The sequence below is a fragment of the Saccharothrix sp. CB00851 genome (genome assembly GCF_001905065.1).
Lineage (GTDB): Bacteria > Actinomycetota > Actinomycetes > Mycobacteriales > Pseudonocardiaceae > Actinosynnema.
In genome coordinates, this window is the sequence record NZ_LWLC01000004.1 from 124,727 (window position 1) to 143,002 (window position 18,276).

Consider the following 18,276-nt stretch of genomic DNA (forward strand, 5'->3'; position numbering starts at 1 on the left):
ACTTATTCTTGACAGTTGACGGTAGGTGACACGGCGTGAGCAACCCTCGCCTACCCTACGTCGACCAGGACCTCCATTGAGCACCGGGTGGGCTGGTCCGACCGGGCCAGCGCGTTCCTGCGGTCGCCCTCGCGGCCGGCGTCGGTTGACCGGTCAATTGTGGAAAGCGGCCGGCTGGTGGATCTTCAGAACTGGTAGTAGAGGAACGGGCTGAACGTACCGCTGGCGACCAGGATCGCCGCGTAGGCCACGCCCACGGTCATCAGCGAGACCCTCGCCGCGGTGGCGATCTTGTCCCGGGAAGACTCCAGGTAAGGCCCGGTCACCGGGTGGTCGGGCATTGCGACAATTGCCAGCGCGAGCAGCAGCAGCACAATGCGCTGATTGGTCGCCGCGGCGGCGACCGCTTCGGTCAAGCCACTGAAATCCGGCAACAACATGTGCCCGATGATCGTGAACGCCGTACCGAGATCGGCGGAGCGGAAGAACACCCAGCCGATTACCACCAGCAGCATGGTCAACACCCGGCGGGCAATTCGGCTGCGGGTGGCGGGCGGGGCGGAATCCCAGCCGAAACGGCGCTCCAGGACGAGCAGGCCGCCGTGGAACAAACCCCACACCAGGAACGTCCAGTTGGCGCCGTGCCAGAAACCGGTGAGCACGAAAACGATCGACAGGTTCCGGTAGGTCTGCAGCACGCCGCCGCGGTTGCCGCCGAGCGGGATGTAGACGTAGTCGCGGAACCAGCGCGACAGCGACATGTGCCAGCGGCGCCAGAACTCGGTGACGGTGACCGAGGAGTACGGGCGGGCGAAGTTCTCCGGCAGCCGGAAGCCGAGCATGCGGCCCAGGCCGATGGCCATGTCGGAGTAGCCGGAGAAGTCGAAGTAGAGCTGCAGCGTGTAGCCGATCGCGCCGAGCCAGGCGATCGACGTGGTCATCTCGTCGGCCGGGGTGGCGAAGCAGGCGTCGACCATCGGCGCGAGCGAGTCGGCGATGATCACCTTCTTGCACAGGCCGAGGGCGAACCGGGGGAAGCCCGCCGCGATGTCGTCCCAGCGGTGCAGGCGCGGCTGGGGCAGCTGGTCGGCGATCTCGCGGAAGCGGACGATGGGGCCCGCCACGAGTTGCGGGAACATCGCGATGTAGGTGACGAACGCGACCGGCTCGCGCAGCGCCGGCCGTTCGCCGCGGTACACGTCGACCACGTACGAGATGTGGTGGAACGTGTAGAACGAGATGCCGATCGGCAGGGCCAGCTGGATCACCGGCAGGTCCGCGCCGACGACGGCGGCGATGTCGTGCAGCTGCTGGGTGGCGAACCCGGCGTACTTCCAGATCAGCAGGACGGCCAGGTTGAGCGCGATCGAGCCGACCAGGACCAGCCTGCGGTCGCCCGGGGCGCCCGGCTCCAGGCGTCGTCCGGCGAGGTAGTTGCCCACCATGCAGACCAGCAGCAGGAGCGTCGTCCCGCCCGCTCCGGAGACGTAGAACAGCAGGCTCGCCACGGCGACCACGCCGTTGCGCCAGTTCCTGGGCGTGACGAGGACGGTCGTGAGCACGACCGGCAGGAAGAACCACAGGAACAACGGGCTGGCGAAGGACATCGCCGCAGACCTTATCCGCCGGTCACGCGGTCGCGGAGCGGATCACCGACAAACCGTCCCACCTCACACCCGCCGAGAGCCCAACGCCCACGTCCCGCGTGTCCTACGTTCAGATCGCGCGTGTCCTACGTTCAGGTCGCGCGTGTCCTACGTTCAGGACCCCTGAGTTCAACGTTCAGGTTCCGCGAACGTCCAGCCGGCGCCGACGGGCGATCTCGGCCAGCACCACACCGGCGGCGACGGAGGCGTTCAGGGACTCGACGCCGGCGGCCATCGGGATGGACACCGTCTGGTCGCAGGTCTCCTTCACCAGCCGCGACAACCCACGGCCCTCCGAACCGACCACGACGACCAGCGGGCCGGTGGCCAGGTCCAGACCGTCCACGTCCACGTCACCGTCCGCGTCCAGCCCGACGATCATCAGCCCGGCCTCGGCCCACTCCTTGAGCTGGCGGGTCAGGTTGGTCGCCACCGCGATCGGCATCCTGGCCGCCGTGCCGGCACTGGTCCGCCACGCCACCGCGGTGATCCCCGCCGAACGGCGCTGCGGCAGCACGATCCCGTGCGCACCGAACGCGGCCGCGGACCGCACCACGGCGCCGAGGTTGCGCGGATCGGTCACCCCGTCCAACGCCACCAGCAACGGCGGCGTGCCGGACGCGTTCGCGATCTTGAGCAGCTCACGCGGCTCGGCGTACTCGTACGGCGGCACCTGCAGCCCGAGCCCCTGGTGCATCGCGCCGCCGGTGATCCGGTCCAGCTCACCGCGCTGCACCTCCAGCACCGAGATGCCGCGCGTCGCCGCCAGCTGCACGGCCTCGGCGACCCGGTCGTCGGCGTCGATGCCCAGCGCCACGTACAGCGCCGTCGCCGGGATCCCGGCCCGCAGGCACTCGACCACCGGGTTGCGCCCGGCCACGGTCTCCGGGCCGTTCTCGGCCGCCTTGCGCCGCTGCGCGCGGACCTGTTCGGCCTTCGCCGCCGCGTTCGCCCGCTTGTACGCGGGGTGGTTCGGTCGGTCGGTCGCCTTCGGCGTGGGGCCCTTGCCCTGCAGGCCCTTCGACTTCTGCCCGCCGGAACCGACGACCGCGCCCTTCTTGGAACCGGGGTTGCGCATGGCGCCCCGGCGCTTGGAGTTACCAGCCACGAGCTCAGTCGTCCTTCAACGTCCACAACGGACCGTCGGGGGTGTCCTCGACGGCGATACCGGCCAGCAGCAGGTGATCGCGCAGCGCGTCCGCGCGCGCGAAGTCCCTGTCCTTGCGGGCCTGCGACCGCTCTTCCAGCAGCCGCTCCACCAGCACGCCCAACGCGTGCCTGCCCGCGCCACCCGCCGCGGCGTCGTGCCACTGCGGTGACAGCGGGTCCAACCCGAGCACGCCGGTCATCGCCCGCACCGACTCGGCGGCGGCACGCGCCCCCAGGTCGTCACCGGACTCCAGGGCCGTGTTGCCCTCACGCAGCCGCTTGTGGATCGCGGCCAACGCGCCGGGCGTGCCCATGTCGTCGTCCATCGAGGCCACGAACGCGGGCGACAGCTCACCGTCCGCGCCGACGACACCGGTGCGCTCGACCACGCGCCGCAGGAACGACTCGATCCGCCGGTACGCCGACACCGACTCGTCCAACGCCTCGGGTGAGTACTCGATGTGCGACCGGTAGTGCGGGCCGACCAGGTAGTACCGCAGCTCGGGCGCCCGGACGCGCTCCAGCATCGCCGGGATGGACACCGTGTTGCCGAGCGACTTGGCCATCTTCTCGCCGCCCATGGTCACCCAGGCGTTGTGCATCCAGTACCGGGCGAACCCGTCGCCCGCCGCACGCGACTGCGCCTGCTCGTTCTCGTGGTGCGGGAAGATCAGGTCGATGCCGCCGCCGTGGATGTCGAACGTGCCGCCCAGGTACGCGGTCGCCATCGCCGAGCACTCCAGGTGCCAGCCCGGCCTGCCCGGACCCCACGGCGTCGGCCACGACGGCTCGCCCGGCTTCGCCGCCTTCCACAGCGTGAAGTCCCGCGCGTCGCGCTTGCCCGTCGCGGCGGACTCGCCTTGGTGCACCTCGTCCAGCTTCTGCCCGGACAGGGCGCCGTACTCGGGGAACGACGTCACCGAGAAGTACACGTCACCGTCGGATGCGTACGCGTGGCCCTTCTCGACCAGCCGTTCCATCAGCTCGACCATCTGCGTGACGTGGCCCGTCGCGCGCGGGGAGTACGACGCGGGCAGGCAGCCCAGCGCGTCGTAGGCGTTGTCGAACGCCCGCTCGTTGAGGTAGGCCCACTCCCACCACTCGGCCTCGTTCTCGGCCGCCTTGGTGAGGATCTTGTCGTCGATGTCGGTGACGTTGCGCACCAGCAGCACGGTCGAGCCGTCCCGGCCCAGCCAGCGCCGCAGCACGTCGAAGTTGAGGCCGCTGCGCACGTGCCCGATGTGCGGAACGCCCTGCACCGTGGCCCCACAGACGTAGATCGACGCCGTTCCGCTGACCTGCGGGACGAACTCCCGCATGGACCGGGTCGCGGTGTCGAAGAGGTGGAGGCTCACGTGGAGATGGTACGGGCGGTGGCCGGACGGGGTTGAATCGCCCGGTCAGATGTGCTTGCGGAGCACCTGCAGCAGCGCGTCCGGCCGGCTGCCGGTCGGCAGCGGCTCGACGATCTCCACCTGGCACCCGATCGCCGCCGCGCCGCCGTCGGCCTCGGTGCTGTCACCGATCATGAGCGCCTCGCTGGGGTGCACGCCGAGCCGGTCGCAGGCGATGCGGAAGATCTTCGGGTCCGGCTTGACGAAGCCCTCCTGGTAGGAGAGCACGAACTCGTCCACCCGGTTCTCGACGCCGTGACGTGCGAAAACGGTGCGGATGTCCCAGGCGATGTTGCTCACCACCGCGGTCGGCACCTCGGTGCCCAGCGCCTGCGCGGTGTCCGGGTAGGCCTGCCAGAACGGCGGGCTGCACAGGTCGGCGTAGAACCTCCCCGGGTCCTTCGCGCCCGCCTTCGCGAGCACCGCGAGGTGCATCTCGCGGTGGGCGTCGGGGTCGAGGTCACGGCGTTCCCACTGCGCCGGGTCGATGTCCAGCCCGTCCGCCAGGCCGACGGGCGCGGTGAGCGCGCGCATCAGCTCGGCGTGGGCGGCCAGCGAGTCGTGCTCCAAGCGGAACAGGGTGCCGGAGAAGTCGAAGAGCACGGCGCGGATCGTCACATAACGCACGTTACGTGGTCCGGACATCGGAGGTCTCGGGTATCCCGCAGACCGAGAGCAGCCTCACCAGACCGGAGTAGCGCGCACCGCCCGCCCCGGCCGTCAGGCGGCGTTGCCGGTGACCTTCGTCGGCGTGAGCCGCAGCACCACGCGGACCTTGCCGGGCGCGTCGGCGGGGAAGTCCTCACCGGTGTACTTGTGCGACAGCGCTTTCACCAAGGCACGGTCGGTGTCCTCGACGATCGTCACGGTGCCGCGCACCTCCGCGTACACCTCCGGGTCGGCGGTGCTCCACACGCTCACGCTGGCCCGCGGGTCACGGCGCAGGTTGCGCTCCTTCGCCCGGTCGCGCAGCGTCGAGAACAGCAGGTCGTCACCGTCGCGGGTGACCCACACCACCGATGTCTGCGGGCTGCCGTCCGGGTTGAGCGTGGCCAGGACCGAGTAGTTCCGCCCGTCGACCAGGGCCCGCGTCGACTCGCTGAGGGTGACCGCCATGCGGCTCAGGCTAGCGGGACGATCAACCCGGCCGCGGGATCAACCCAGCGGGACGATCAACGCGGTCGCCACGGCGGCGATGCCCTCGCCGCGCCCGGTCAGGCCCAGGCCGTCGGTGGTCGTGCCGCTGACCGACACCGGGCCGCCGACCGCCTCGGACAGCACCCGCTGCGCCTCGGCCCGGCGCTTGCCGATCTTCGGCGCGTTGCCGATGACCTGCACCGCGGCGTTGCCGACCTGGTAGCCGGCCTCCTCGACCAGGCGCCGCGCCTCGGCCAGGAACTCCACCCCGTGCCGCCCGGACCAGCGCGGGTCGCTCGTGCCGAACACCGCGCCCAGGTCGCCCAGGCCCGCGGCGGACAGCAACGCGTCGCACAGCGCGTGCGCGGCCACGTCACCGTCCGAGTGGCCGGCGCACCCGTCGGCGCCGTCCCAGCGCAGGCCCGCCAGCCAGCACTCGCGGCCCGGTTCGACCTGGTGGACGTCCGTGCCGATGCCCACCCTGGGTATCACGCCGCTCCTCCGGTGCCGACCAGCAGCGCCTCGGCCACCGCCAGGTCGAACTTCGTGGTGATCTTCATGGCGTCGGCGTGACCGGGGACGGTGACGACCGGCACACCGAGCCGTTCGACCAGGCCCGCGTCGTCCGTCGCACCCGAGCCGGCCGCTTGGGCGGCGGCGTGCGCGCGCAGCAGCACGGCCGCGTCGAAGCCCTGGGGTGTCTGCACAACCCGCAGCGCCGCGCGGTCCGGTGTGGCGACCACCACGCCGTCGGCGTCGACCTGCTTGACCGTGTCCACGACCGGCAGCACCGGGATGACAGCCGGGTGACCCGCGGCGACGGCGTCCACGACGGCCCGCACCACGGCCGCCGGGGTGAACGCGCGGGCCGCGTCGTGAACGAGCACGATCGAAGTGTCGGCGATCTCACGCAAGGCGTACGTTAGGGCCAGGCGCACCGAGTCCGACCTCTCGGCGCCACCGGCCACGACGTGCACCGCCCCGTCGGCTGGGGCCAACGGGGCGGTGACGGTGTTCACAACGTCCACATCTGATGGCGGCGCGGCGATGACGACGTGCCGCACGCGACCGGAGTCGAACAGGCCGCGCACCGCACGCACGAGCAGCGGAACGCCGTCGACCGGCACGAGCGCCTTGGGCATGCCATAGCCCAACCGCTCACCCCGGCCCGCCGCGGGCACGAGCGCGACCACACCCATGTTCGCGGTTTCCGTTTTTTCGGGTGGAACGATCAGGACGCGGTAGCCAGGACCTCGTCGAGGAGGACCTCAGCCTTGTCCTCGTCGGTGCCCTCGGCCAGCGCCAGTTCGCTAACCAGTATCTGTCGAGCCTTCGCCAGCATCCGCTTCTCACCTGCGGACAGTCCGCGATCCTTCTCGCGCCGCCAGAGGTCGCGCACCACTTCGGCCACCTTGTTCACGTCACCGGACGCGAGCTTCTCGAGGTTGGCCTTGTACCGCCGGGACCAGTTGGTCGGCTCCTCCGTGTGGGGAGCACGCAAGACCTCGAAGACCTTGTCAAGACCCTCCTGGCCGACGACGTCACGAACGCCCACGATCTCGGCGTTGTCGGCGGGGACGCGAACCGTGAGGTCGCCCTGGGCAACCTTGAGGACGAGGTACTTCTTCTCCTCGCCCTTGATCACACGGGTCTCGATTGCTTCGATGAGAGCGGCACCGTGGTGCGGGTAGACGACGGTCTCTCCGACCTTGAAAACCATGTGTCCTCTGCCCCTTTCGCTAACCCCATCCTAACACGCCGAGCAATCCCCTCATCGGCCTGTTGAGATCAGTTAGCGCTGGTCAGGGCCGCGTGGGGGGTTGACAAATCACCCGGTCGCATGCAACACCCGAGGTGGATCTTGCTCCACTGTGGACGTGCGCGGGAGGCTCGCGGGCCGCTGCGGGACGGCCCAGGGACGGCTCCGGGACGGCCGCGGGACCGCTGTGGGACACCACATGCCGCAGGTCCGAGGACACCCCGTTAGGCTCCTGGACTGGTGGTCGAACCCGTTACTACCGGGTACGACCCGCCTCGTCAGCACACCGGGAAGGATCCGAGCAGCCGTGGGTCGCGCACTCCAGAAGTCCCCAGCGCCGCGCCGCCTGGCCGTCGTGGCCGCCCTGGCGACTGGCCTCGGCTTGGCCGCCGCAGGTTGCAGCGCAGGTCAGGTCACGCAGACGGACACGCAGGTGGCCGTCGTCAACGGGGCCAGCGGGCAGGTGGGAGACATCGCCGTCCGTGACGCGCAGTTCCTGTTCCCGGTGGCCCACGGCTCCTACGAGGAGGGCGACGACGCGCCCATCGTGGTCGTGATCGCCAACAACGGCACCGCCGTGGACACGCTGCTCGGCGTGACCAGCGAGTTCTCCGCGCCCGCCGAGATCACCGGCGACAAGCGGCTGGAACCGGCGTCCGCGGTGGTCGCCAGTGCCGACCAGGACGACGCGGGCAGCCACGCCACCACGACGACCAAGCCGACGTCCACGCCGTCCGGCTCGCACGCGCCGTCGGACTCTCACGAGCCGTCGGATTCCCACGAGCCGACGACCACGACCATCACCACCCCGTCCGGTTCGGGCTCGACGACCACCACGACGACGGGCTCGGCCACGACGGGCAGCGGCACGTCCATTTCGAGCCCGCCGACGACCGGCACGAAGCTGCCGTCGTCGGTCGACCCGACCGAGCCCGGCAAGGTGAAGATCGTGCTGAAGGGGCTGAAGAAGCCGCTGCGGCCGGGCGAGACGATCCGGGTCACGTTCCTGTTCGAGAAGGCGGGCGAGGTGACCTTGGAGCTGCCGATCGGCGCCTCCCCGGAACCGCGCCAGGACGCTCCCTCGGAGCACTGACCGAACCGCAAGAACAGCTACGCAGGGGTCCCCGCCAGGGGACCCCTGCTTTTATTCTGCCGCGAAGGTCCGACAGTTCCCGCGGTGAAGACACGCTCCTGTGGATGGAAGGCGGATCGGTGCGGACGATGAGAAGCGTCACGGCGGCGCTGGCCGGTGCGGCGGTAGCGCTGGGATTGGTGGTCGCCGTGGCGGCGCCCGCGAACGCGGCCGTGCCGGACGGGTACTACCTCCAGCCGTTCGACCCGACGGTGTGGCGCGTCGACGACGGGGTCGCCCGTGCCATCAGCCCCGAGGAGTGGGCGGCCGCCGGCTTCCCCCGGCCCGCGCCGTCGCCGACGGACTACGTCCAGTACCCGTGGTCCTGGACGATCTACGCGGTGACGTTCTGGGACGACGCGGAGGCGACGTGGGACTGGGACCGGCTCGACGCGTCCCAGTGGCGGGCGTCTGGCAGCCCCGTCCCGCGCCCGACCGGCTGGATCGCGGGCAGCTGGCTCTACCGGTTCTCCACGGCCCCGGACGAGAACTTCGTCGAAGCGCCGGATCGGTCGGTCCACAAGCTCACCCACGACGAGTGGGCCGCGACGGGTTTCCGCACCCCCGGCTCCCGTTACGACGAGGGCTTCCTCAAGCTGTCCTGGGCGCCGAACGTCATGTGGATGACGGGCCTGTCCACCGGCGTCGGCCGGTCGATCACCTACGACGACTGGCAGCGCCAGGCCTTCCCGACGCCGCGGGTCGTGCAGCGGGTCGTGAACGACCGCTTCTACAAGTCCGCCACCAGCCCGGTGATCTACTACCAGGGCCCCGCGTTCCACCGGGCCATCACCGCCGAGGAGTGGGTCGGCGCGGGCAGGCCGGCGCCGGAGATCCGCACGCCCTGACGACCGCGCGGCTTGTCGGGGGCGCCCGATAGCCTCCGGGCGTGGCGAAGACAGCACGGGTGGCCAGGCCGACGTACCGCTGTGCCGAGTGCGGGCACGAGGTGGCCAAGTGGGTCGGGCGGTGCCCGGAGTGCCAGGCCTGGGGCACGGTGGAGGAGCGGGGCGTCTCGGCGGCCCCCAGGTTCCTCGCGGGCACGCCGAGCAGTGAGGCGCGGCCCATCGCGCAGGTCGACATCGAGTCCGCGCGGGCCGTGTCGACCGGTGTGCTGGAGCTCGACCGGGTGCTCGGCGGCGGGCTGGTGCCCGGCGCGGTCGTGCTGCTGGCGGGCGAGCCGGGGGTCGGCAAGTCGACGCTGCTGCTGGAGGTCGCGCACCAGTGGGCGCTGTCGGTCGGCCGGTGCCTCTACGTCACCGGTGAGGAGTCGGCGGGGCAGGTGCGGTTGCGCGCGGACCGGACCGGGAACCTGCACGACGAGATCTTCCTGGCCGCCGAGAGCGACATCTCCGCCGTCCTCGGCCAGGTGGACGCCGTGAAGCCGAGCATGCTGATCGTGGACTCGGTGCAGACGATGTCCTCGCCGGCGGTGGACGGTGCGCCGGGCGGGGTCAGCCAGGTCCGCGCCGTCACGTCCGGCCTGATCGCGGTGGCCAAGGAGCGCGGGCTGCCGGTCGTGCTGGTCGGCCACGTGACCAAGGAGGGCTCGGTCGCCGGGCCGCGCGTGCTGGAGCACCTGGTGGACGTGGTGCTGCAGTTCGAGGGCGATCGGCACTCGTCCCTGCGGCTGCTCCGCGGCGTGAAGAACCGGTTCGGCCCGGCGGACGAGGTCGGCTGCTTCGAGTTGCGCGACGACGGCATCGCGGGCGTGCCCGACCCGTCCGGGCTGTTCCTGCACCGCCGCGACCAGGCGGTGTCCGGCACCGCGGTCACGGTCGTCGTGGAGGGCAAGCGGCCGATGTTGGGCGAGGTCCAGGCGCTGGTCACGCCGACCGCGCTGCCCGCACCCCGACGCGCGGTGAGCGGCCTCGACTCGGCGCGGCTGGCGATGGTCCTGGCCGTGCTGGAGAAGCGCGGCCGGGTCGGGCTGGGCAACAAGGACGTCTTCACCGCCACCGTCGGCGGCATGCGGCTCGTGGAGCCCGCGGTCGACCTGGCGGTGGCGCTGGCCGTCGCCTCCGCGGCCAGCGACCTGCCCCTGCCGCACGACTTGGTGGTGGTCGGCGAGGTCGGCCTGTCGGGTGAGCTGCGCCGCGTCAACGGCGTCGGCCGAAGGCTCACCGAGGCGGCCCGGCTGGGCTTCACCAAGGCGCTCGTGCCGCCGGACGCCGGCCCGCTGCCGCAGGGCACCCGGGCGCTGGTCGCCAACGACCTGCACGAGGCCCTCAACCTGCTCAAGCTCAAGAAATAGCGGAACGGCGCCCCTTCGAGCAAAAGGGCGCCGTTCCGAACGAACACCTACTTCGTGGCCGCCAGCAGCTGGGCGCAGCGGATCAGGCCCAGGTGGCTGTACGCCTGCGGGTGGTTGCCCAGGGAGCGCTCCGCGATCGGGTCGTACTCCTCGGGCAGCAGACCGGTCGGCCCGGCCGCGTCCACCATCTGCGCGAACAGCTCCTCGGCCTCGGTGCGCCGCCCGGTGAGCAGGTAGGACTCGATCATCCACGCCGCGCACAGGTGGAAGCCGCCCTCGTCGCCCGGCAGGCCGTCGTCACGCCGGTACCGGTACACCGTGGACCCGGACCGCAGCTCGGCCTCGATCGCGGTCACGGTGGCCTGGAACCGGTCGTCGGTCGGGTCGATCAACCCCGACAGCCCGACGTGCAGCGACGCGGCGTCCAGGTCGTCGCCGTCGTAGGCGGTGGTGAACGACTGCGCTTCCTCGCTCCACCCGTGCTTGAGCACGTCGTTGGAGATGGTGTCGCGCAGCACCGGCCACGACGGGTCGATCTCGCGCCCGTACGCCTCGGCCAGCTTCACCGCCCGGTCCAGCGTCACCCAGCACATGACCTTCGAGTACACGTGGTGGCGCGGCGCGTGCCGCTCCTCCCAGATGCCGTGGTCGGGCTCGTGCCACCGGCGGGCGACCGCCTCGGCCATCGCCTGCACCATCGTCCAGTCCTTGTCGGTCAACGAGCCGCGCGCGTCGGCCAGCTGCACGACCAGGTCCACCACGGGGCCGAACACGTCCAGCTGCACCTGCTGGTTGGCGAGGTTGCCCACGCGCACCGGCCGCGACCCGGCGTACCCGGGCAGCGTGTCGATGACGGCCTCGGCACCCAGCATGGTGCCCTGCAACGTGTACAGCGGGTGCAGCCGCTCCGGGCCGGGCAGCGTCGACAGCACCCCGTGCACCCACCCCAGGAACGCGTCCGCCTCGCCGAGCGACCCGACCGACACCAGTGCCTGGGCGGTCAGCGCCGCGTCACGCAGCCAGCAGTACCGGTAGTCCCAGTTCCGGATGCCGCCCAGCTCCTCGGGCAGCGAGGTGGTGGCGGCGGCCATGATCGCGCCGGTGTCGTGGTGCACCAGGCCCTTCAACGTCAACGCCGACCGCAGCACCAGGTCCGACTCGACCGGCGGCAGCTTCAGCGTCGCCGCCCAGTCCGACCAGAACGCACCGGCCCGCGCCCGCCGCTCCGGCTCGCCGAGCGTGGCCTCGGACAGGTCGTCCGTGCCGCAGCGCAGCTCCAGCAGGATCGGCGCGCCCTCGCGGGGCCGCACGACGGCCGTCGCGGTCTCCTGGATGCCGTCGGAGGTGATCTGCCAGTCGACCCCGGGGGAGCGCAGCACCATCGGGTCGGAGGTGCCGACGACCCGCAGGCCGTCGCGCTCGCGCAGCAGCCGCACCGGCACCTGGCCGAACTCCGGCCGCGGCGCGAACGTGATCACCGCGTTGGTGGAGCCGGAGATGCGCCGCACCAGGTCGGTGCGGTGCGAGGCCAGGTCGTGGTCCAGGTAGTCCGTGACCAGCAGCCGTGACCAGCGGGTCTCCACGATCATCGTGCCCGGCACGTACCGCTGGCCCAGGGGCAGCGAGCCGTGCTCCGGCTTGATCGAGAAGTGGCCCGCGGCCGGGCCGCCGAGCAGGTCGGCGAACACCGCCGCCGAGTCCGGTTCCGGGTGGCACAGCCAGTTCAGCCGGGCGTCCGGGGTCAGCAGCGCGACCGAGCGCTCGTTGGCGAGCATGGTCAGCCGCTCGATCGGCACGGCCTGGTCGCCGTGCAGCCACGCCCGCCGTTCCTCCAGCAGGAACGCCAGCACGGTGGCCACGTCGAGGGTGTCGGTGACGGCGTACTCGGCCAGCGATTCGCCGTCGCCGACCTTGATGCCGACGTCGGGCCCGGTCAGCCGGGCAAACGCTTTCTCGTCGGTCACGTCGTCACCGACGAAGACGGCCGCGGTCGCCGACGCGCGGTGCCGCAGGACGTCCAGGGCGTGGCCCTTGTCCGTCTGCACCACGGCCAGCTCGATCACGGCCTTGCCCTCGGTGACCTGCACCCCGTCCCAGGTGGCGGGACCGGTGCGCACGGCGTCCAGAACCCGCTTCCCCACGGCGGGGTCGGCACGGCGCACGTGCACCGCGATGCTCGCGGGCTTCACCTCGAGGCCGACGCCCTCTTCCCCGGCGACGACACCTTCCAGTTCGGTTTCCAGGCGGCGGTGCAGTTGTTTCGCGTCCGCGTCCAGCGCGTGCACGAAACCGACGTCGAACTCGGATCCGTGCGAACCCACCAGGTGCACCTCGGACGGCAGGCGCGACAGCGTCGCCAGGTCGCGCAGCGCGCGCCCGGAGATCACCGCGGTCGTCGTCTCGTGCAGACCGGCCAGGGAGCGCAGGGCGCCCACCGACTCGGGCAGCGGGCGGGCGTCCTCTGGGTTGGCCACGATCGGAGCCAATGTCCCGTCGTAGTCGCAGGCGACCAGCAGGCGCGGTGTGCGTGCCAGCTGCACGATCGCACGACGAAGTTCGGCGGGGAGGGCCTCGGCGGTCAACGCCCCTCCTCAATGCTCGGTGGGACAAGGGTCGGTAACTGTGATCTGATTGCAGCAGCGGTCTGAACTGATTCAGATCGACGACTGCGCGCCCAAGGCATCAAGAAACGATCGAGCCCATCGGTCGACGTCGTGCGTGAGGACTTGCCGGCGCAGCGCGCGCATCCTACGGCGGCCTTCGGCCGGATCCAGCGTGAGGGCGGCTTCCAACGCGTTCTTCACGCCGTCCAAGTCGTGGGGGTTGACGAGGAACGCGCTCGTGAGCTCGGCCGCCGCGCCGGCGAACTCGGAGAGCACCAACGCGCCGCCGAGGTCGTAGCGCGTGGCGACGTACTCCTTGCACACCAGGTTCATCCCGTCACGCACCGGAGTCACGACCATGACGTCGGCGGCGGTCATGAACGCGGTCAGCTCCCGGCGGTTGACCGATTGGTGCAGGTAGTGGACCACGGGGTGGCCGACGGTCGAGAACTCGCCGTTGATCCGGCCGACGGCCTGCTCGATCTCGCCCCGCATCTGCTTGTAGTGCTCGACGCGTTCGCGGCTGGGCGTGGCGAGCTGGATCATGGTCACCTCGCCGGGGTTCACGCGGCCGTCGGCGAGGAGTTCGTGCAGCGCGCGCAGCCGCACGTCGATGCCCTTGGTGTAGTCCAGGCGGTCCACCCCGAGCAGAATCTTCTTCGGATTCCCGAGGTCTTCGCGAATTTGTTTCGCGTGTTTTTGGACTTCTTTGTCCCGCGCGAGAGCGTCGAGACCCGCCGAGTCGATAGAGATCGGGAATGCCCCGACCCGCACCGTGCGGTCACCGACCTGGACGACGCCGGGCCGGGTGCGCACGCCGACCGCGCCGCGGCTCGGTTCCAGGCCGACCAGGCGGCGGGCCAGCCAGAGGAAGTTCTGCGCGCCGCCGGGCCGGTGGAAGCCGACCAGGTCGGCGCCCAGCAGGCCGCGGATGATCTCCGTGCGCCACGGCAGCTGCATGAACAGCTCCACCGGCGGGAACGGGATGTGCAGGAAGAAGCCGATGCGCAGGTCGGGGCGCAGTTCGCGCAGCATCGCCGGGACGAGCTGCAGCTGGTAGTCCTGCACCCAGACGGTGGCGCCCTGGGCGGCGACCTTCGCGGTCACGTCGGCGAACCGCTGGTTGACCCGCACGTAGGCGTTCCACCAGCGCCGGTGGAAGGCGGGCGGCGCGACCACGTCGTGGTAGAGCGGCCACAGCGTGCCGTTGGAGAAGCCCTCGTAGTAGTCCGCGACCTCCGCCGCGCTCAGCGCCACGGGGTGCAGCTGGAGGCCGTCCTCCTCGAACGCGTCGACCTCGGCGTCGGCGATGCCGGGCCAGCCGACCCACGCCCCGCTGTGCGTGCGCAGGAACGGCTCCAGGGCGGTGACCAGGCCACCGGGGCTGTGCTTCCACCGCTGCGTGCCGTCGGGCAGGCGCTCCAGGTCAACCGGTAGGCGGTTGGCCACGACCAGGAAGTCCGCGCCGTTCTCGCCAATGCTGCTCACCGGGTAGCGCCTCCTAAGGGATTCGTCTCGCCCACCGTCGAGGTTAGTGGGAACGCCCAGGTTGGATGCCCTGTCGTCACTCCCGTCACACTGTGTTGACTTGACGAAAGCCCGTCAGGTGTCGGATCTCACGTGGAAACACGGTGTTCAGCCGCTCAGCGCCGGGAACGGGCGGCGAGTCGGCCCAGGCCGGTGCGCACCGGGTGCCCCAAATGTTCACCCAGGACGACGCCGCTCGCGAGCGCGAGCGCGGTACCGGCGGCCAGCACGAGCGTGGACAGGCCGGCCGGGTCGCCCTCGGCGGTCAGCTGGTAGAGGCCCCGGTACGTGGTCCAGCCGGGCAGCAGCGGCACCATGCCCGCCACCGCGACCAGCAGCGGCGGCGTCCGCAGCCGGCGGGAGACGATCTTGCCGACGAAGCCGACGACGGTGGCCGCGACGACCGCGCAGGTGATCGAGTTCGTGCCGGTGAGGGCGAGCAGGCCGTAACTGGTCGTGCCCACCGCGCCCGCGGCGGCGGCCATCGGCAGCGCCCGCACCGGCGCGTAGCTGGCCAGGGCGAAGAACGCGGAGGTGGCCGCGCCCGCCGCGAACTGCATCGGCACGGCGGAGGCCAGCGGCGGCAGCGGGTCGGCGATGCTGGTCGGCACGCCGAACTGCACGCCCGCGCGCAGCGTCAGCGCGATGCCCGCGATGAGGCCCGCGGTGAGCAGCGCGACCTCCATGGTGCGGCCGGCCGCCGTGACGTTGTAGCCGGTGATGGCGTCCTGCACGGTGCCGACCAGCGACAGGCCGGACAGCAGCACCACGATCCCGGTGGCCACCAGCAACGACGGCCGCGCGCTCGGCAGCAGGTCGGTCGCGTACATCGTCACCGCGACCGACGTGGCCAGGGCGCCGCCGACCACCTGCTGGAAGAAGAACGGCAGCGAGCGCCGGTTGAGGATCCGGCCGACCCGGTCGATCAGCGCCGTGACGACGGCGGCCGTGGCCGCCAGCAGCGGCCCGCCGCCGACCAGGAACGCCACCGCGCCCGCCATGCCCGCCCACGCCAGCGTGGCCACCCAGCGGGGGTACGGGTGGTCGGCCCGGCCGATCCGCTCGATCTCGGCCGACGCCTCCACCGCGGTGACGCCGTCGGAGGTGATCCGCCGGATCAGGTCCTCCACGGCGGCGAGCCGGCTGTAGTCGACGCTGCGGCCGCGCACCACCCGCATCGACGTGACGGGCGCGGCTTCCGTGCCGCGGTGGCAGGAGACGGTGATCGACGTGTAGATCACGTCCACCTCGGTGTGCGGCAGGCCGTACGCGGTGGTGACCGCCAGGATGGTGGCCGTCACATCGGCCGCGCCCGCCCCGCCTGCCATCTGCGCCTCGCCGACGCGCAGCGCCAGGTCGAGTACGAGGTGGACGGTCGAGTCGTCCGGAAGGGACGGTCCCTCGACCGGTCGTGCCTGCTCGGTGTGCTGCCACCGCCGGCGCCACAGCCGCACCCGGCGCCACCTCCCTCGTTCACCCGGCCGCCACGCCCGACCGTGTCACATTCGAGGCTGTGTCCTGCACCACCCCTTGACGGGGGACCTGGACCAGGTGACTCGATCACCGTGCGTTCAATACTGTTGATACCGCTGGCCAGCGGTTTTGGGGGTTCCCAGGGCCACCCGGACGGTACCCGCGACCTCCGGACGGACCAACGCGGGCCCACCGTGAGCAGACCGTTCGCCGCAGGTAGCACCCCTTGCGGGCGCTTACGATGTTCCAGGCCGCCTGGCCACGCCGGTGTAGCTCAATTGGCAGAGCACTCGCCTTGTAAGCGAAAGGTTGCGGGTTCAAGTCCCGCCACCGGCTCCATCTGTCCGGCCTGACCTGGGAAAACCCAGGCTCGCGGGGAAGTTTCATGATCATAGCGGGACGCGGCCCGTGCCCGGGGGCGCGGGCCGCGTCGTCGGATCAGCCGCGGTCGGTGATGACCCGGTAGGCCACGCCGCCGTGGTCCTCGCCCTCGACGAACTGGACCAGGTTCGTCAGGTACTCGCCCGGCGCCTCGGGCGTGAAGGTGAGCTCCGTCGTGAACCGCTCACCCGGCAGGAGCGGCACGCCCAGCAGCGCTGACCGCTTCGGGTCGAGCTGGAACGCCGTCTCGCCGACCTGCTTCACGCCGACGGCCTGGCCGCCGCCCGCGCGCCAGCGCTCGAACAGGCGCGGGCCGAGGTCGATGACCACGGCGCCCGCCACCGGCCGCTCACCCGTCAGCACCAGGTCGGTCTTGACCTCGCGCCCGGTCGCGTTGCCCAGGGTGAACCAGGACCTCACCGGCTCGAACACCTTCCCGCGCACGGTCTGGAGGTTCTTCCAGGCGATGTTGTTGTTGTTCCTGGTGTTCTGAGCGGTGTTCGGGCCCTCGGCGAACGTCATCGGGTCCGTCGCCGACACCCAGCGCGCCAGCAGGCAGAAGTGGCCGGGGCCCGGGATGTTCGACCACGGGATCTTGGCCACGGTGCCACCCGTCGGCACGGTCAGCGACTGCTCGCCGATGAACACCCAGTCGCCGTTGGTGGCGTTGTTCCACGTCGTGCCGCCGCCGGCGGGGGTGCGGTAGACCTTGAGCGTGCCGGTGCTCGCGGCGGAGGCGTTGTTCAGCCGCACGTGCACGAAGTTCGTCGCGCCGACGACGGGCTGGATGCCCGCGCAGTCCGCCGGGCTCGGGCAGACCTTGATGTCCGGGCTGTTCCACACGGTGCCGTTCGGGTTGGGCTCGGCACCCGTGTCGGTCACCTGGTCGCGGATCACCACGTCGGTCTGCCGGCAGTCCGACAGCAGCTTGCGGATCGCGTCCGCCGTGCCCGCGCCGGTGGACGTGGTCTGGGTGGACACCCCGCCGGTCGTGGTGGCGTAGTCCTGCATGATCGGCGTGATCACCGAGCTGTACGTGGTCGACGTCGGCACGTACACCGGGGAGATCTTGATGCCCCTGGCGAGGGCGTCGTCCGCCCGCTGCGCGGCGTTGGCCACGTCCACGGCCGCGTGCACGTTGTCGAAACCGCCGGGGCGGGCGTCGGTCACCAGCACGACGAACTTCATCGCGTTCGACCGCCACGCGCCGCTGAAGTCGACGTTCTGCGGGCGACCCGCCGCGGGCAGGTTGTTCACGACCGTGTTCAGCGCCTCGTCGGAAGCCTCCGGCTCGGCGCTGCCCGCGCTCGCGGCGAGGGTGTTGGTGACGTAGTTCGTCACCGCCGCCGCGTTGCCGGGCGCGAGGTTGTTGTGGACGGTGACGTTGTCCTTGAACGTGACCAGGCCGAGCCGGTAGTCGCCGCCGGACGCGGTGACCACGTCGTTGACGATGGCGTTGATGCCGGTCTTCAGGTTGGCGATGGCCCCGCCCATGCTGCCGGTGTCGTCCAGGACGAACGCGACGTCGAGGGGACCGCACGGTGCGGCGGCGGCAGGGGCGGCAACCGCGGGGGAGGTGGACTGGACGGCCGAGGCGGTCAGCGCGACGACGGCTAACAGCGCGCCGCGTCTGAGTAGGTGACGCATGTGATCTCTTTCCGCTCGCACGGCCGGACGCAGGGGTCCGGGTGCCGGACCACGGTGTCCGGGCACACCTGGCGGATGATCGGGCGATCGGCCGAATACGGTCCGAAAAGAGCAACTTCGTCCCGTTCCCCGGCGCGCAAACGGCAGCCGGGCGTGCCAAGGTGGTGAGGTGGC

15 protein-coding genes and 1 tRNA gene are annotated in these 18,276 nt (G+C 71.1%); 4 read left to right on the plus strand and 12 right to left on the minus strand.

Annotated elements, in window-relative coordinates:
• Positions 1–185: 185 nt before the first annotated feature.
• From A6A25_RS06905 to A6A25_RS06940, 8 genes are all read right to left on the minus strand, one after another.
• Positions 186–1,607 carry an MBOAT family O-acyltransferase gene (locus A6A25_RS06905; RefSeq protein ID WP_073886952.1) on the minus strand — a complete coding sequence of 474 codons (1,422 nt, stop codon included), beginning with the start codon at positions 1,605–1,607 and terminating at the stop codon, positions 186–188.
• A 175-nt stretch (positions 1,608–1,782) separates the two neighbouring features.
• The gene (gene rlmB, locus A6A25_RS06910) at positions 1,783–2,754 is read right to left on the minus strand and encodes a 23S rRNA (guanosine(2251)-2'-O)-methyltransferase RlmB (protein WP_073886954.1); all 972 of its coding nucleotides are present in this window, start codon (positions 2,752–2,754) and stop codon (positions 1,783–1,785) included.
• A gap of 4 nt (positions 2,755–2,758) precedes the next feature.
• Positions 2,759–4,150 (minus strand): cysteine--tRNA ligase, encoded by a 1,392-nt coding sequence (gene cysS / locus A6A25_RS06915; RefSeq protein ID WP_073886956.1) that lies wholly within the window; start codon positions 4,148–4,150, stop codon positions 2,759–2,761.
• 45 nt (positions 4,151–4,195) lie between these two features.
• Positions 4,196–4,807 (minus strand): HAD family hydrolase, encoded by a 612-nt coding sequence (locus A6A25_RS06920; protein ID WP_073886958.1) that lies wholly within the window; start codon positions 4,805–4,807, stop codon positions 4,196–4,198.
• Between the two features lie 102 nt (positions 4,808–4,909).
• Entirely contained in the window at positions 4,910–5,305 is a 396-nt protein-coding gene (locus A6A25_RS06925) for a PPOX class F420-dependent oxidoreductase (RefSeq protein ID WP_073886960.1), read from the minus strand.
• Between the two features lie 39 nt (positions 5,306–5,344).
• Complete coding sequence (gene ispF / locus A6A25_RS06930) at positions 5,345–5,818, minus strand: 2-C-methyl-D-erythritol 2,4-cyclodiphosphate synthase (protein ID WP_073886962.1); 474 nt, start codon at positions 5,816–5,818, stop codon at positions 5,345–5,347.
• The gene (gene ispD / locus A6A25_RS06935) at positions 5,815–6,525 is read right to left on the minus strand and encodes a 2-C-methyl-D-erythritol 4-phosphate cytidylyltransferase (RefSeq protein ID WP_073886964.1); all 711 of its coding nucleotides are present in this window, start codon (positions 6,523–6,525) and stop codon (positions 5,815–5,817) included. The genes ispF and ispD overlap by 4 nt, the downstream gene beginning before the upstream one ends.
• Positions 6,526–6,557: 32 nt before the next feature.
• The gene (locus tag A6A25_RS06940; RefSeq protein WP_012782996.1) at positions 6,558–7,046 is read right to left on the minus strand and encodes a CarD family transcriptional regulator; all 489 of its coding nucleotides are present in this window, start codon (positions 7,044–7,046) and stop codon (positions 6,558–6,560) included.
• 346 nt (positions 7,047–7,392) lie between these two features.
• Between A6A25_RS06940 and A6A25_RS06945 the strand changes: the two genes are divergently transcribed.
• The 3 genes from A6A25_RS06945 to radA all read left to right on the plus strand — a co-directional run bounded on the left by A6A25_RS06945 (position 7,393) and on the right by radA (position 10,471).
• Entirely contained in the window at positions 7,393–8,178 is a 786-nt protein-coding gene (locus A6A25_RS06945) for a copper chaperone PCu(A)C (RefSeq protein ID WP_143192996.1), read from the plus strand.
• A 128-nt stretch (positions 8,179–8,306) separates the two neighbouring features.
• Positions 8,307–9,065, plus strand: a complete 759-nt coding sequence (locus A6A25_RS06950; protein ID WP_143192997.1) for a hypothetical protein — start codon at positions 8,307–8,309, stop codon at positions 9,063–9,065.
• Positions 9,066–9,106: 41 nt separating this feature from the next.
• Positions 9,107–10,471 carry a DNA repair protein RadA gene (gene radA / locus A6A25_RS06955; protein WP_083668054.1) on the plus strand — a complete coding sequence of 455 codons (1,365 nt, stop codon included), beginning with the start codon at positions 9,107–9,109 and terminating at the stop codon, positions 10,469–10,471.
• A 47-nt stretch (positions 10,472–10,518) separates the two neighbouring features.
• Here the strand turns inward: radA and otsB are convergent, their stop codons facing one another.
• The 3 genes from otsB to A6A25_RS06970 all read right to left on the minus strand — a co-directional run bounded on the left by otsB (position 10,519) and on the right by A6A25_RS06970 (position 16,055).
• A complete protein-coding gene (gene otsB / locus A6A25_RS06960) occupies positions 10,519–13,053 on the minus strand; it encodes a trehalose-phosphatase (RefSeq protein ID WP_073886972.1) in 2,535 nt (844 codons plus the stop codon).
• A gap of 72 nt (positions 13,054–13,125) precedes the next feature.
• Complete coding sequence (locus A6A25_RS06965) at positions 13,126–14,562, minus strand: alpha,alpha-trehalose-phosphate synthase (UDP-forming) (RefSeq protein ID WP_073886974.1); 1,437 nt, start codon at positions 14,560–14,562, stop codon at positions 13,126–13,128.
• A 155-nt stretch (positions 14,563–14,717) separates the two neighbouring features.
• Complete coding sequence (locus A6A25_RS06970) at positions 14,718–16,055, minus strand: threonine/serine ThrE exporter family protein (RefSeq protein WP_073886976.1); 1,338 nt, start codon at positions 16,053–16,055, stop codon at positions 14,718–14,720.
• A 282-nt stretch (positions 16,056–16,337) separates the two neighbouring features.
• Here A6A25_RS06970 and A6A25_RS06975 point away from each other — a divergent pair.
• Positions 16,338–16,413, plus strand: a tRNA-Thr gene (locus A6A25_RS06975).
• Between the two features lie 99 nt (positions 16,414–16,512).
• Here A6A25_RS06975 and A6A25_RS06980 read toward each other — a convergent pair.
• Complete coding sequence (locus A6A25_RS06980) at positions 16,513–18,102, minus strand: vWA domain-containing protein (RefSeq protein ID WP_073886978.1); 1,590 nt, start codon at positions 18,100–18,102, stop codon at positions 16,513–16,515.
• Between the last annotated feature and the right edge of the window lie 174 nt (positions 18,103–18,276).